A 15,368-nucleotide genomic window follows, 5' to 3' on the forward strand; every position below is an offset into this window, starting at 1 on the left:
TGTCATGTCGAACAACGAGATCACCAGCGTGCTCGACCGCCGCAAGGCGTTGCTGCGCCAGCGACTTGCCGAACGCGGCCTGGCCACAGCACAACCCGCCGCCGCACCGGTCCCACGCGCGACGCCGGGGGAGCGCTACCCGCTCTCGGCAGGCCAGCGTCGCATGTGGTTCCTGCAAACCCGCGACCCCGAGGACACCACACTCAATGTCTGTGTCGCCTACCGCCTGACCGGTGCGCTCGACCAGGCGCGGCTGCGCGATGCGGTCGCGACCGTGGTCGGCCGCCACGATGTGTTGCGGACCACCTACGGCCTCGGCGAGGACGGTGATCCTTACCAGATCGTGCGCGCGGATCTCGAACTGCCCTGGTACGCGGACGATCTCACCGAGCTGCCCGAATCCGGCAGACCTCGCCGGCTGGAGGTGCTCGCGCGCAGGGAGTTCGGTCGCCCGTTCGATCTGGCTACCGAATCACCACTGCGAATCACGCTGGTGCGCACCGCCGCCGAAGAATTCGCGCTCATCCTGGTCGCACATCACATTTGCTGGGACGACGATTCCTGGGCCGTGTTCTTCGCCGAACTCAACACTGCCTATCGAGGCGAAGCGACCGCCGCCGCGCCGAGCGCGCAGTTCATCGATGTCGCGGTCCTCGGCGACACCGCCGCCGAGGATGACGCCGAGCAGATCGAGTTCTGGCGCGATACTTTGCGCCCGCTCCCCGAGGCGCTCGAGCTGCCGGGCACAGCAATCGCAGGTGCCACCGGACCCAAGCAGGCCGATCGCTGCACGGTTGCGCTGCCGGGTGAGCTGGTCGGCCGCGTAGAAGCATTCGCGCGCACCCACGGTGCGACACCGTTCATGGTCTGGCTCGCCGCCTACGATGCCGTGATCCACCGTTACACCGCGGCTACGGATTTCCTGGTCTCGGTTCCGATCACGGTGCGCCGCGACCCCGCGGCGCGAACGCTCATCGGTTACTTCGGCAACACTCTGCTGCTGCGGGCGACGATCGGCGCGACCGACTCGTTCGCGGATTTCACCGAGACCATCCGTGACACCTGCCTCGGCGCGTTCGCCCACCAGGATGTCGGTATCGATCGGGTTGTCCGAGAGGCGAATCCGGACCGGGTCGGCGGCCGTGACGGACTGGAACAGTTGGTGAGCCTCGGCTTCAGCGTGCGCAAGAGCGCCGAAGGCTTCGCAATGGAAGCCGTCGCAGCCACCCAACTGGATCTCGGCACCCAGGTGGCGCAGGTTCCGTTGGGTGTCACCGTGGTGACGGCGGACGACGGCGCGTATCTCGAGGCGGAGTATCGGACCGCGGACCTGGAATACGCACTGGTGGAACAGCTGCTCGGGCACTACGTGCAGCTTCTGGACAGCGCACTGGCCACACCGGAGCGCAGGCTCGGTGAGATCGATATGCTCGGCGCCGCCGACCGCGCCGAGATTATCGGGCTGTCGCACGGTGCGATCGTCGAGGCCGCGCCGAGCACCATGGTCGCGCTGTTCGAGGACCGTGTCGGGGCGAGCCCGGATGCGCTGGCGATTGTCGCCGGCGACTGCTTGCAGGTCGCTCGAAACAACACCGCGCCAGGTGCGCGCGGCACCGCCGACATCGAACTGAGCTATGCGGCACTGAACCGGCGCGCGAATCGGCTGGCGCACTGGCTGATCGGTCAGGGCATCGGTGCCGAAGACATTGTCGGACTGCGATTGTCGAACTCCGTGGAGTTCGTCGTCGCGGTCCTCGCAGTGCTCAAGTCCGGTGCCGCCTACCTTCCGATCGATCCGGCGTACCCGGACGATCGCATCGACTACCTGGTCGAGGACGCCGCACCGCGCCTGGTCCTCGGCCAGATGGAGCTGGATGCCGCCGAGTCTGTGGCGGCGGAGCTGTCCGAGGCCGACCCCGGCGACCTCGACCGGGTGCGACCACTGCTGCCGGACAATCTCGCGTACGTCATCTACACCTCCGGCTCCACCGGGAAGCCCAAGGGCGTCCCGGTATCCCACGCGGCGATTACCGAGCACCTGGATGGTTTCGTGGCGGAATGGAATATGACGGCCGAAGATCGGCTGTTGCAGTCCTCCTCGGTGAGTTTCGACGCCTCGTTGCTCGACATCTTCGTGACTCTGACCCTCGGCGCCCGGCTGGTGATCCCGAAACCGGACGCCTTCCGCGACATTCCCTACGTCGCCGAGCTGATCACCCGCTGCGGCGTCACCGTGCTGCACATGGTCCCCTCGATGCTGAGCACCTTCCTGCTGCTGCCCGAGGTGAGCGAATGGCGTGCGCTGCGCCATGTTCCCGTCGGTGGCGAGGCGCTGCCCGGCGAGGTCGCCGATAAGTTCGCGGGTGTCTTCGATGCCGAACTGCGAAACCACTACGGACCCACCGAGGCCGTGGTCTGCGCGACCCATATGTCGGTGGAGGGCCCGCAGGGCACCAGGATCGTGCCGATCGGCGTGCCCAACCAGAACGTCACCGTGTATCTGCTCGACGAAGCGCTGCAACTGGTGCCGACCGGCGTTGTCGGTGAGATCTACCTCGGCGGTGCGCAACTGGCGCGCGGCTACCTGAATCGGCGTGGCCTGACCGCGGAGCGGTTCGTCGCCGACCCGTTCGCGCCGGGTGCACGGCTGTACCGCACCGGAGATCTGGCGCGGCGCAACAGCAATGGCGAGATCGAATTCGTCGGAAGGGCCGACGAGCAGGTCAAGGTGCGCGGCTTCCGCATCGAGCTCGGCGAGGTCGAGGCGGCTATCGCGTCCTACCCGGGTGTCGGGCACTGCGTCGTGATCGCGGTGGCCGACAAAGCCATCGGTGCGATGCTGGCCGCATACATCGTTCCCGCGAACGGTCTTTCGGAATCCGCGCTCAATCTCGAGGACGTGCGCGCACACGCCGCGGCCACCCTGCCGGAGTACATGGTGCCCGGCGCCTTCGCCGTCATCGACGAGATCCCGCTGACCGTGCACGGCAAACTGGATCGGCGCGCACTGCCCGACCCGGAGCGCGCCGCCACGCAGCGCTACCGGGAACCCGGCACCGCCACCGAGATTCGACTCGCCGAACTGTTCGGCCAGATCTTCGGCCGTGCGCAGATCGGCGCGGACGACTCCTTCTTCGAGCTCGGCGGGCACTCGCTGCTCGCCACCCGCCTCGTGGTGCAGATCCGCACCGAATTCGGTGTCGAGATCGATGTCCGTGCCCCCTTCGACACTCCCACGGTGGCCGGCCTCGCCGCGTTGATCGAGGCCGCTCCGTCACGTGTCGGCACGGTCGTGCCCGCGCTCGCGAAACGGGAACGGCCCGAACATGTTCCGCTGTCCTTCTCCCAACTCGCGCTGTGGTTCCAGCGCAAGCTGGAGGGGCCGAGCGCGATCGGCAACATTCCGTTCGCGGTCCGCGTCGACGGCCCACTGGATGTATCGGCACTGCGCGCTGCCCTCGGCGACGTGGTGGCGAGGCACGAGGTGCTGCGCACCGTGTTCCCGGAGAGCGGCGGTGTGCCCTATCAGTCGGTGCGGCAGGCGGGACCGATCGAGGTCGAGGTCACCGTGCTCGACGATCCGGATCGGCTGCGCGCCGAGCTGGCCGAAGCCGGACGGTACTGCTTCGCGGTGGACACCGAGCTGCTGATTCGCCCACAGGTCTTCGTGCTGGACAGGCACACCCATGTGCTGTCGCTACTCGTGCACCACCTGGTCGCCGACCACTGGTCGTTCCGCACGATTCTCGACGACCTGGCCGCCGCGTATCGAGCACGCATCGCAGGTGCCGCACCGCAGTGGTCCGCGCTGGAAATCCAGTACGCGGACTATGCGCTGTGGCAGCGCGAGGTGGTCGATTCGCTCGGCGGGCAGATCGACTACTGGCGTAGCGCCCTGGCTGGTCTGCCGGATGAGGTCGACGTCGCGCTCGACCGGCCGCGCCCCGCCGTGCTCGGCAAGAACGGGCACGTGGTGCCGTTCGCGGTGCCGGCCGCGCTGCGCGGCAGGCTGAAGGCGCTCGCCGAATCGGCAGGAGCGAGTGAATTCATGCTCTACCAGGCGGCGGTGGCGACACTCCTGCACAAACTCGGTGCGGGCGTGGATATTCCGCTCGGCACACCTATCGCGGGCCGCGTCGATCCTGCCGCGGCCGAGTTGGTCGGGCTGCTGGCCAACATGGTGGTGCTGCGCAACGACGTGTCCGGAGATCCCACGCTGCGCACGGTGCTCGAGCGCGCCCGTGATGTCGCGCTCGGCGCCTACAGCAACCAGGACATCCCGATCGAACGCCTGGTCGACGCGCTCAACCCGCCGCGATCGCGTGCGCGCAATCCGCTGTTCCAGACGATGATGCATTTCCGCGAGGAGAACTGGGACGGCGCCGACCACGGCTTCGATCCGCACACCTCGCTGACGGTGCTGCCACTGGACTTCGATGTCTCGCTACTCGACCTGAGCATCAACTTCTTCGCAGGTCCGGACGGCGGTTTCGACGCGAGCATCATCGTCAACACCGACCTGTACGAGCCCGCCACCGGGAAGCTGTTCGCGCAAAGGATGCTTCGGGTGCTGACCGCCTTCGCGGAACGGCCCGACGGCACACTCGGCGAGCTCGACATCCTGCCCGCCGACGAGCGGCAGCGGGTGCTCGATGAATGGGCCACCGGTGTGGAGCTTTCCTGGGTGCCCGGTATTGCCGAGCTGATCCGGCGTGGCCGCGGTATCCCCGCCGAACGAGCAGCGCTGCGCTGCGGCACCGAATTCCTGACCTACGGTGCGCTGTTCGATCGGCTCGATCGCCACACCGTGGCAAGCGCGGCGAGCACGGCATCGGTCTCGGGTGTGCTCCGCCGAGTCAGCGCATTGGACACCGCCGCGGAAACCGGTGTACCGATCGAGTTCTCGCGCCGAGACGGAACAACGATGACGCTCGACCCGGCCGCGATCGCGGCCGCGGTAGCCGACCGCAGGGCCGTCGCCGCGGATCGGCGGGCCGAATCTCTCGACCGGGCAACCGGATCCGCGGCCGATATTCGTCTGCTCGCCGCGCCGTGGTCGAGTAGCGAGGTCGATGTCGAACTGATCGCCGCGTTGGCCGACGGTGCGACGCTGATCCTCGCGACCGAGGCACAGCGACAGGACCCGGTCGCTCTCGTCGAGCTGATCGCCGAACACCGGGTCACCCATGTGGTCGCCGATCCGGACACACTCGCCAGGTTCGTGCACACCGGTGTCTCGATGCTGCCGACGGTACGCAGCTGGGAAGTCACCGGAACATCGTGGCCCGCTGCGCTTCCCGATCTGCTGCCCGCGTTGTCCTCGGGTTCGATCGCCACGTTCGACTATCGGATTCCCGAATACGCGGGCGTGGTCGCTCGCGGTGCGGTCGACGGCAACGGCCGCGCGCGTCCCATTCCGGGAGCCATGGTGCTGCTGCTGGATGAGACGTTGCGGCCGGTGCCGCCCGGCGTCCTCGGTGACGTCTATGTGGGCGGCGTCGGCCTCGTATCCGCAATCGCCGACGATGCGGCGGCCGCGCACATAGACGATCCGTACGCGCGGGCCCCGGGGTCGCGGCTGTTCCGAACCGGCGAACGCGCACGGTGGGACACCGCAGGTCGACTCGCGTTCACGAGCTCCGCGGTGTCGGCCTCGCGGCAGGAAACCTGCACCGGTGCAACGCAGTCCGATGGCGAGCAGACCGAGACCCAGCGCCGACTTATCGCGATCCTGGAAGAACTGCTCGAGATCGACGATGTCGCGGCCGACGACGGCTTCTTCGCCCTGGGCGGTGACAGTGTCATCTCCATCCAATGGTCGGCCCGCGCCAACGAGATCGGGCTCCCGTTGTCTCCGCAGCTGGTGTTCGAGCACATCACCATCGCCGAGCTGGCCGCGGCCGTCGACGAGGCGGTGCTCGCGGGCGTCACCGCGACCATCGCCGACCCTTCCGGCGCATCCGCGGATGGTGACGCGTCGAGTGTTACCCCCGGCGACGCCACCTCCGACGATGCGGCGGACGGTCGCCATACCGCGATGAGTGTGTCCGGGCTCAGCCAAGACGCACTGTCCGCGCTGGGTGCGGCCTGGAAGCAGTCGCGATGACGGGCGGATGGCTTCCGGCGCAATCGGCGCGCGCTTTCGGGCCGGTCGGTGCGAAACCAATTGCGGCGCAGGTCGCCACGATCGGATTCGAGGGGTGGAAATGAGCGTGGATCGCAGCGTCCCCGCCGAGATCGAGGATGTGCTCGCACTCAGTCCGTTGCAGGAGGGGCTGTTCTCGCTGGCCCAGCTGGCAGGCGAGGGCGTCGACCTGTACACGATGCAGTTCGTCATCGACATCGGTGGTCCGATCGACGTGCCGGTATTGCGGCGTAGCGCCGAGGTCATCTTGGAACGCCACGCGAACCTGCGGGCCTCGTTCTGGGACCAGGATCTGCCGAAGCCGGTACAGATCGTGCCGACATGGGTAGAGCTGCCGTGGCTCGAGATCTCGGCGCTGCCAGCCGAATTCGACGGCATCGCCGAGGCCGACCGCGGGCAGCGTTTCGATCTCGGGCGCGGTCCCGCGCTGCGGATCACCTTGGTCGCGCTGCCGGACGGCCGGCGCAGGATGATCGTCACCGCGCACCACATCCTGATGGACGGCTGGGCGGTCGCGGTGTTCTTTCGCGAGCTCATCGCCGTGTACGAGGCGGGCGGACAGGCGGATTCGCTGCCGAAGGCGCGTCCGTATCGGGACTACATCGGCTGGCTCGCCGCGCACGACGCGACGGCCGCGCTGCACAGCTGGACCGAATATCTGGCGGAGCTGTCCGGCCCGCTGATGCTCGCCGACGGCTCCGCGGCCGAGGTCGGCACTGTCATCCCGCGCCGCACCCGGCTGAGCCTCGACCGCACCGAGACCGATCGGCTGGTGCGCTGGGCGCGCGCGAACGGCCTCACCATGAGCACCGTCGTCCAGTTCGCATGGGCGGTGGTGCTCGGCCGCCTCACCGATCGCCGCGATGTCGTCTTCGGCACCACCATTTCCGGGCGGCCGGATTCGCTGCCCGGTGTGGAAACCATGATCGGGCTGTTCATCAATACGGTGCCCACTCGGGTCGTGTTGAACCGCACCGAGACTGTCGCGCAGCAGTGTGCGCGGTCGCAGCGTGAATCCGCGGCCATGCGCGACGCGGGCTATGTGAGCCTGTCGAATATCCAGCGTGCCGCGGGACACGGTTCGCTGTTCGACGTGCTGTTCGTATTCGAGAACGCACCCATCGGCGCGGCGACGGACCCCATCGTCACCAAAGACGGCACCCGGTTCCTGCCCGTCGCCATGGAAAGCCTGGTGCACTACCCCCTTTCGGTGGTGGCGTACCTCAGTGACGGTGCGCTCGTCGTGATGCTCGAGGCCGTCGCGGAAGCGCTCCCGCATTTCCCCGTCGGCGATATCGGCGAACGAATCCTCGCGGTCCTGCGCCAACTGCCCGACAGCGGCGACGCGAGCCCGGACGAGCTCGACGTATTGCTGCCGGGCGAGCGGGCGGCGCGACAATTCAGCGTGCGGCCGAGCGGATCCGCGGACCGCCCTGGCATTCGGACCGAAATCGGCTCCGCCCCCAGCCGGGCTGATGGCCCTGCTCGGTTCGGCGTCGACTCACCGCCGCAGACCGCCTCCGAGCTGTTCTTGCGCCAAGTCGAGCTGACCCCCGATGCGGTCGCGTTGAGTTCCGCGGATGCGCTCTACAGCTACCGCGAACTGCGGGCGGAAGCCGGTCGGCTGGCGAGTGAGCTCGTCGAACACGGGATCGGGCCGGAAACTGTTGTCGCCCTGCTGCTGCCGAGATCGGCGCAGTCGATCATCGCCATACTCGCGGTGCTGGAGGCCGGTGGCGCATATGTGCCTGTCGAGATCTCCGCTCCGGCGGCGCGTATCGAGTCCATCCTGCGTCAGGCGGCACCGCATCTGGTGGTGACCAACGGTGGGTTGCCGCACGCGGCGGCCGACCGGCCGACCCTGGTGCTCGACGACCCCGCCGTCGTCGAGCGGATCGCGGCCCGGACCGTTTCCGCGCAACGACCGGCGCATCCGCAGTCGTGCGCATACCTCATCTTCACCTCCGGTTCGACCGGAGAACCCAAGGGCGTCATGGGTACTCATGCCGCCCTGGCCAGCTACTTCGCCGACCACCGCGACCGGGTGTACCGACCGGCGGTCGCCAGGCTCGGTCGGCAACTGCGGATCGCGCACGCCTGGTCGCTGAGCTTCGACGCGTCATGGCAGCCGATGATCGGGCTATTCGACGGTCACGCGGTGCATCTGTTCGACGACACCGAAATGCGGGATGCGCAGGGTCTTGTCGAGGGGATCGTGCGCCACGAGATCGACATGATCGACACCTCGCCCTCGATGTTCACCCAGCTGTCCGCGGCCGGTCTGGTCGACGGTGAACGATTGACGGTGCTCGCGCTCGGCGGCGAGGCCATCGGTGCGCCGATGTGGGAACAGTTGCGCGCCTTGCCCGGCACCGCCGTATACAACTGCTACGGCCCGACCGAGACCACCGTCGAAGCGGTGGTCGCGACCGTGAATTCCGGCCGAAACGAGCCAGGCGGCGGGCAGCCGGCCATCGGTGGTCCGGTGGATCGCATGTCGGCCTATGTTTTCGATGCGATGCTGCGACCGGTACCCCGTGGCGTCGTCGGCGAGCTGTACCTTTCCGGCGCTCAGGTGGCGCGCGGCTACGTCGGTAAGCCCGCGATCACTGCCGATCGCTTCGTCGCCGACCCGTTCGACCCCGGCGCGCGCATGTATCGCACCGGTGATCTGGTGCGGCAGTCGCCCACCGGTGATCTGGCTTACCTCGGCCGAGCCGATGATCAGGTGAAGATTCGCGGTTATCGGATCGAAATCGGCGACATCGAAACAGCTTTGCTGCAACTGCCACAGGTGCGTGCCGGTGCGGTCCTTGTGGTGCAGCGCCCGAGCGGACCGAGCCTGGTGGCGTTCGCGGTCAGCGGCATCGACACCGCCGTGCTGCGCGCCGGTCTTGTCGAGCGGCTGCCCGCGTACATGGTTCCTGCCCGGGTGATTTCGCTGCCGCAGTTGCCGATGACTCCCAACGGGAAACTCGACACGCGTGCGCTCGATACGATCGGCCTCGAGGCACTCGGTGGCGCCGATTCGGCGGATCGCACACCACCGCGCACCGATACCGAACGCGCCCTGTGTGCGGCGCTCGCCGAAGCGCTCGGCGGCAGCGCCCCCGGCATCGACGACGACTTCATCGCCTTGGGCTTGGACAGCATCGTGGCGATCTCGCTGGTGAATGCGGTGCGCAGGGCTGGACTTTCGGTCAGTCCCGCCATGGTGATGTCGAATCCAACGGTGCGCGATCTGGCCGCTGCCGTCGATGCGCGTGCGGCACAGCCCGATTCGGCGCAGACGCGGATCAACAGCTACGGCGAGGTGCTGCCGACGCCGATCATGTCCTGGATGTACGAGCACGGCGGCTTCCGCAGGCTCGCACTGTCGACGCTGGTCTCGTTGCCCGCCGGAATGGATCGGCAACGACTGGAGTCGGTGCTACAGGCCGTTCTCGACGGCCACGACATGCTACGGGCCCGCCTTTCGACTGTCGCGGACGGGCATCGGCTGGAAACCAGAGCTCCCGGTAGCGTGCTCGCGAGCGATGTGCTGCGCGAAGTCCGGGTATCCGGCGACTTCGGCGCGGTGCTCGCCGCGCAGTCGCGCTCCGCGATCGATCGAGTAGATCCGTTCGTGGGCAGCATGATTCAAGCCGTCCGCTTCGAGCGCGCCGAGGAAAGTGATGTGCTGCTGCTATCGGTCCATCACCTCGCGGTGGACCCGGTGTCCTGGCACATCTTGCTTGCCGACCTGGCGGATGCCGGGCGGCAGCTCGTCGAGGGGCCGACCGCAACGCTCGCGCCCGAGTTCACCGGCTACCGGCACTGGGCGCAGGCACTCGAGCAACGGCGTATAGCGCCGGAAGTAGCTGCCCAGCAAGGTTTCTGGTCTGAGCAGCTGGCCGCACCAGATCCGGAACTCGGCGTGCGCCACCCGGATCCGGCCGTGGATACGTGGTCCTCCTACCGGCTCACCCCGTCCTTCTCCACTTCGGAGACGACCGGGCGCGTACTCGATGGCCTCGGCAAGGACCTCGGTATGCACGAGTTCCTGCTCACGGCGCTGGCCATCGCGCTCGCGTCCTGGCGGACCGAACGTGGCCAGGACTCGTCCAATGGTGCGCTGGTGGCACTGGAGGGTCACGGCCGCGAAGACGCGATTGTCGGCGATGTCGATACCGCGCGCACCGTCGGCTGGTTCACCACCGTGTACCCGGTCCGGGTCGGCGCGGGCTCCACTCTCTGCATCACCCGCGCGGAAGCCGACCCGACAGCGGTCGGCGACCTGCTGAAAGCTGTTGCCGCACAGGTCGAGGGTGTACCGAACAAGGGGCTGGATTACGGCTTGCTTCGCTACGGCGCACCGGAGTTCGCGAATGCCCCCGACCCGCAGGTCATGCTCGACTACCTCGGCCGCATGGATCTCATCGCGGGTTCCGCCGAGACCGAATGGGCCCCGATCGCCGATCTCGCACTGCACCAGCAGCTTCCGATAGCCCCCGAGCCGGACATGCCGTTGCGCTACGCACTGGACCTGGTGACAGCGGTATATCCCGGCGCTGACGGCCCGCAGCTGGCGACGCTATTGCGCTGGAGCGACGCACTGTTCGACACCGACGAGATCGATCGTTTCGCCGAGATATGGCAACGCGCGGTCCTCGCCGTGGTCGCCGCCCTGGAAATCCGATGAGACAGGAGCTTCGATGACCGACATAACTGGCGACGCGATCGTGGTCGAGGACGTCCGAAAGTCCTTCGGGGATGTGCACGCCGTTCGCGGCCTGTCCTTCTCGGCCCCTGCGGGCAGCGTGCTCGGGGTCCTGGGCCCGAACGGTGCGGGCAAGACCACCACCGTCTCCATCCTGTCCACGCTCACCAAGCCGGACGCGGGTCGAGCGCTGGTGGCCGGGCACGATGTCGTCCGTGAGGCAGCTGCGGTGCGGTCCTCCATCATGCTCACCGGTCAGTTCGCGGCGCTGGACGAGGTGCTGACCGGTCGCGAGAACCTCGTGCTGTTCGGCAGGCTGATGGGCCTGCGCCCGAGGCAGGCGAAGGTACGCGCCACCGAGTTGCTCGAACAGTTCGCACTGACCGAGGCCGCCGACCGTCGCGTCGGTGGCTATTCCGGTGGCATGCGCAGGCGCGTCGACATCGCGTGCGGCCTGGTGCGGCAGCCGAAGGTCGTGTTCCTCGACGAGCCGACCACCGGCCTCGACCCCGTCAGCAGGCAGGGCGTGTGGTCGCTGGTGCGCTCGCTCAAGGAGCAGGGGGTGACGACCCTGCTCACCACGCAGTACCTCGAGGAGGCGGATGCGTTGAGCGACAACATCATCGTCATCGACAAGGGCACCGTCATCGCCGAGGGCACCGCCGACGAACTCAAGGCGCGCTCGGGATCCAGTTACTGCGAGGTGGTTCCGGTGGACGCGGGTGAAGTGCCCGCCGTGGTGACCGCCCTGCACGGCCTCGGCGTCATCACGGTCGCCGAATCCAAGGACCGGGTCTCGTTGCCCGCCCCCGACGGTGCCGCCACCCTGGCCGAGGCGCTGCGTCGGATTACCGACTCCCGCATCGAACTCATCGATATCGCATTGCGCAGGCCGTCGCTCGATGAAGTGTTCATCGAACTCACCACGTCGAGCATGGACGAGCCCGCGCTGGTGCCGAGCGGGGTCAACCCATGAGCGAAATAGGCGCAGCCGAGTACTCGCTCGTGCCGGAGCCGAGCATCAGCGAGGTGCGGGCATGAGCGCCGAAACCGCCGCCGCGACACCGGTTTTCTCGGTGCCTGCCGGAATGCAGTGGAGTGCGTTGAGCGGGCGCACCATTCGCGCCGCCATGCGCGAGGGCGACCTGGTCTTCGGTTTCGTCGCACCGATGATCTTCTTTCTCTGCTTCTACGTGCCGTTGCGCGCGGCGATGGAGGCGGCGGGTACGGACTACGCGCAGTATCTGCTTCCGGTGATCGTGGTGCAGGGCATGTTCTTCACCTCGATGTCGGCGGGTGATCGGGCCGCGCGGGACACCTTCAGCGGCATGGGAACTCGGATGCGGTCGATGCCGGTGCGTCCCTGGGTCCCGATGGCCGCGCGGATGTCGGCGAACCTCGTGCGCGCCTTTGCCGCGCTCGCGGGCGCTGCGGTGATCGGCACGGTCTTCGGCTTCCGATTCCATGGTGCGGCAGCCACATTCGCTTTTGTGGCACTGGCGCTCGGATTCGCGCTGGCCTTGGTGATCGGTGCCGATGCGCTCGGTGTGGCGACCGGGAAACCGGAGATCGGCGCGTCGGCACTGCTCGCGCCACAACTGCTGTTGGTCATGATGTCGACGGGCTTCGTTCCCGCGGAAGGTTTTCCGGGGTGGATCCAGCCGTTCGTCCAGAATCAGCCGGTCTCCAAGATGGCGGCGGCGCTGCGTGATCTGGCCGACGGGCGGTTCACCTCGACGCTCGGTGTCGGGGTGGCCTGGACCGTTGGACTGATCGTGGCATTCACCGCCGCGTCGGTGTCGGTGGAAAGGCGGCGACCGTGAAGACGCTGATCGACCAGAGTTTCGTGGAAACGGGCAGGCTGCTGCGGCGCTGGCCACGCGAGCAGGAGGTGCTGACCTCCACCCTGATTCTGCCGGTACTGCTGTTGCTGATGTACCAACTCGTGCTGAACAAGTTCCTCAGCGCATCCACCGGTGTGGACGCCATCTACGGTTTCGTCCCGATGATCGCGGTGACCGGCGCCATGTACGGCGCGATGGGCACCGGTCTTTCGCTCTACGCGGAGCGGGAAAGCGGTCTGCTGCGGCGCTTCTGGGTGCTGCCGGTGCACCGCTCGGCCGGGTTGATCGGCAGGTTGATCGCCGAATGCGGCCGCACGTTGATCGCGACCGTCATCGTGGTCGCGCTCGGCGTCGCACTCGGGCTGCGTTTCCAGCAGGGCTGGTCCGATGCGCTCGGCGTGCTCGCCGTCCCGGTCCTGCTGATTCCTGGCTTCGCCACCATGGTGATCAGCGTCGGTGTGACCAAGGCGGGCAACAAGGTCGTGCAGCTGTTCTCGGCCGTTGTTCTGCTCGGCATGTTCTTCAACTCCGGCTTCGTCCCTGTCGAGAACTATCCGGGTTGGCTGCAACCACTGGTGCGTATCCAGCCGATGAGCTGTGCCATCGAAGCCATGCGTGGCTTTATTGTCGGCGGTCCGATCGCCACTCCATTGCTGCAAACCATCGCGTGGTCCGCGGGGCTCGCCGCGGTCTTCGGTGCCCTCGCTGTCCGGGGATATCGAAGGGCCGCCGAAAGCTGATTCGCCGAATTGACCTGGGGAATCGCCCCGCCGCTTGATCGTTACATCAGCTAACTATATAGTTCGCTGAGATAACCATCTGCAAGGGGCTTGTTGTGACGATTCCGTCTGCTGATCTCGATCTGGACGATGTCCAGACCGTCCGCCGTCGTATGCGCTACGACCGAGATCATCCGCACTACAAGTGGATCGTGCTGACAAACACCACCCTCGGTGTCCTTTTGAGCGCGATCAACGCCTCGATCGTGCTGATCTCGCTGCCCGCGATCTTCCGCGGCGTCGGGTTGAACCCGCTCGCCGCGGGCAATGTGGGCTACCTGCTCTGGATGCTGATGGGGTATCTGCTCGCCACCGCGGTGCTCGTGGTGATGTTCGGCCGCCTCGGCGACATCTACGGCCGGGTGCGGATCTACAACCTCGGTTTCGCGGTCTTCGCGTTCACGGCCGTCGCACTGTCCTTCGACCCCTTCCAGGGCAGTGCGGGCGCGATGTGGATCATCATCTGGCGGGTGTTCCAGGGGATCGGCGGCGCCATGCTGATGGCCAATTCGACGGCCATCCTCACCGACGCCTTCCCTGCCAAGCAGCGCGGTACGGCGCTCGGGATCAATATGGTCGCCGCGGTCGCGGGCTCCTTCCTCGGCCTGCTCATCGGCGGCGTGCTGTCGGAATGGGATTGGCGCGCGGTGTTCTGGGTCAGTGTGCCGATCGGCATACTCGGCGCCATCTGGTCCTACCGCTCGTTGCACGAGGTCGGCCAGCGCTCCGCGGGCAAGGTCGACTGGGCGGGCACCATCACCTTCGCGCTCGGCCTCACCGCGCTGCTCACCGGAATCACCTACGGCATCCAGCCCTACGGCGGGCACGCCACCGGCTGGTCCAACCCCTGGGTGCTTACCGCCGTGCTCGGCGGTCTGGCCGTGCTCGTGCTGTTCTGTGTGGTTGAGAGCAAGGTCGCCGACCCGATGTTCCAGCTCGCGCTATTCCGCAACCGTGCCTTCGGGCTCGGTAACTTCGCCAATCTGATGGTCTCGATCGGCAGAGGCGGCATGCAGTTCATGCTGATCATCTGGTTGCAGGGCATCTGGCTTCCGCTGCACGGCTACGACTTCGAATCGACACCGCTGTGGGCTGGTATCTACCTGCTGCCACTGACCGTCGGTTTCCTTGCCGCAGGCCCGCTGTCGGGTTGGCTCTCGGACCGCTACGGCTCGCGCATGTTCACCACCGGCGGTGCGCTGATCGCGGGCCTGACGTTCCTGCTGCTGCTCGTGGTCCCCGTCGACTTCAACTACTGGGTATTCGCCGCGATCATCCTGCTCAACGGCATCGGCTGCGGACTGTTCTTCTCACCGAACACCGCAGCCATCATGTCGAGCGTGCCCGCGGCACAGCGCGGCGCGGCGTCGGGCATGCGCGGCACCCTGTTCAACGGCGGCAACGCGCTGTCGATGGGAATCTTCTTCTCCCTCATGGTCGTCGGCCTCGCGGCCAGCCTCCCGTCCGCCTTGGATTCGGGGCTGCGAGCCCAAGGCGTTTCCGCGGGTGCGGCGGCAGACGTCGCGAATATGCCCCCGGTGGCCAGCATGTTCGCCGCTTTCCTCGGCTTCAACCCGATCCAGGAATTGCTCGGCCCCACCGGCGAACTCGCCGAGCCGGGTGTCGATGCCGACATCCTCACCGGTCAGGAGTTCTTCCCGCACCTGCTCACCGGCCCGTTCCATTCCGGCCTCGTCGTGGTGTTCGTCGCGGCGGCCGTCATGATGTTCCTTGCCGCCGTGGCCTCGTACTTCGCCGGTGACAAGTACGTCGAGGAGGAAGAGGCCGAGCTCGCGGCGGCCGACGAGCTCGCCGCTATGTCCATGGCAGCGCGGTGATTTGGAGCCGGCAGCGCGCTGAGTTCGAGCATGTGACGCGCTGAATTCGCTGCCTGCCCACGC

At 67.1% G+C, this 15,368-nt stretch carries 6 protein-coding genes; all 6 read left to right on the forward strand.

Annotation, left to right across the window (positions count from 1 at the left end):
- Positions 1-4 precede the first annotated feature (4 nt).
- The 6 genes from ACLMAJ_RS33730 to ACLMAJ_RS33755 all read left to right on the forward strand — a co-directional run bounded on the left by ACLMAJ_RS33730 (position 5) and on the right by ACLMAJ_RS33755 (position 15,305).
- Entirely contained in the window at positions 5-6,106 is a 6,102-nt protein-coding gene (locus tag ACLMAJ_RS33730) for an amino acid adenylation domain-containing protein (RefSeq protein WP_412017941.1), read from the forward strand.
- 100 nt (positions 6,107-6,206) lie between these two features.
- Positions 6,207-10,826: an amino acid adenylation domain-containing protein gene (locus tag ACLMAJ_RS33735; protein ID WP_412017942.1), complete on the forward strand. Its 4,620-nt coding sequence runs from the start codon at positions 6,207-6,209 to the stop codon at positions 10,824-10,826.
- A gap of 13 nt (positions 10,827-10,839) precedes the next feature.
- Entirely contained in the window at positions 10,840-11,820 is a 981-nt protein-coding gene (locus ACLMAJ_RS33740; protein ID WP_412017943.1) for an ATP-binding cassette domain-containing protein, read from the forward strand.
- A 61-nt stretch (positions 11,821-11,881) separates the two neighbouring features.
- Positions 11,882-12,667 carry an ABC transporter permease gene (locus tag ACLMAJ_RS33745; RefSeq protein ID WP_412017944.1) on the forward strand — a complete coding sequence of 262 codons (786 nt, stop codon included), beginning with the start codon at positions 11,882-11,884 and terminating at the stop codon, positions 12,665-12,667.
- The gene (locus tag ACLMAJ_RS33750; RefSeq protein WP_412017945.1) at positions 12,664-13,428 is read left to right on the forward strand and encodes an ABC transporter permease; all 765 of its coding nucleotides are present in this window, start codon (positions 12,664-12,666) and stop codon (positions 13,426-13,428) included. Before ACLMAJ_RS33745 ends, ACLMAJ_RS33750 begins: the two co-directional genes overlap by 4 nt.
- 152 nt (positions 13,429-13,580) lie before the next feature.
- Positions 13,581-15,305 (forward strand): MFS transporter, encoded by a 1,725-nt coding sequence (locus ACLMAJ_RS33755; RefSeq protein ID WP_412017963.1) that lies wholly within the window; start codon positions 13,581-13,583, stop codon positions 15,303-15,305.
- The last annotated feature ends 63 nt before the right edge of the window (positions 15,306-15,368 follow it).

Source organism: Nocardia arseniciresistens (assembly GCF_046764875.1).
GTDB lineage: Bacteria > Actinomycetota > Actinomycetes > Mycobacteriales > Mycobacteriaceae > Nocardia > Nocardia arseniciresistens.

What these genes read in the sequence shown, in the direction of transcription:
- ACLMAJ_RS33740 (WP_412017943.1), top strand. Translation starts at nt 10,840, where the DNA reads ATGACCGACATAACTGGCGACGCGATCGTGGTCGAGGACGTCCGAAAG.
- ACLMAJ_RS33745 (WP_412017944.1), top strand. Translation starts at nt 11,882, where the DNA reads ATGAGCGCCGAAACCGCCGCCGCGACACCGGTTTTCTCGGTGCCTGCC.
- ACLMAJ_RS33755 (WP_412017963.1), top strand. Translation starts at nt 13,581, where the DNA reads ATGCGCTACGACCGAGATCATCCGCACTACAAGTGGATCGTGCTGACA.
- ACLMAJ_RS33735 (WP_412017942.1), top strand. Translation starts at nt 6,207, where the DNA reads ATGAGCGTGGATCGCAGCGTCCCCGCCGAGATCGAGGATGTGCTCGCA.
- ACLMAJ_RS33730 (WP_412017941.1), top strand. Translation starts at nt 5, where the DNA reads ATGTCGAACAACGAGATCACCAGCGTGCTCGACCGCCGCAAGGCGTTG.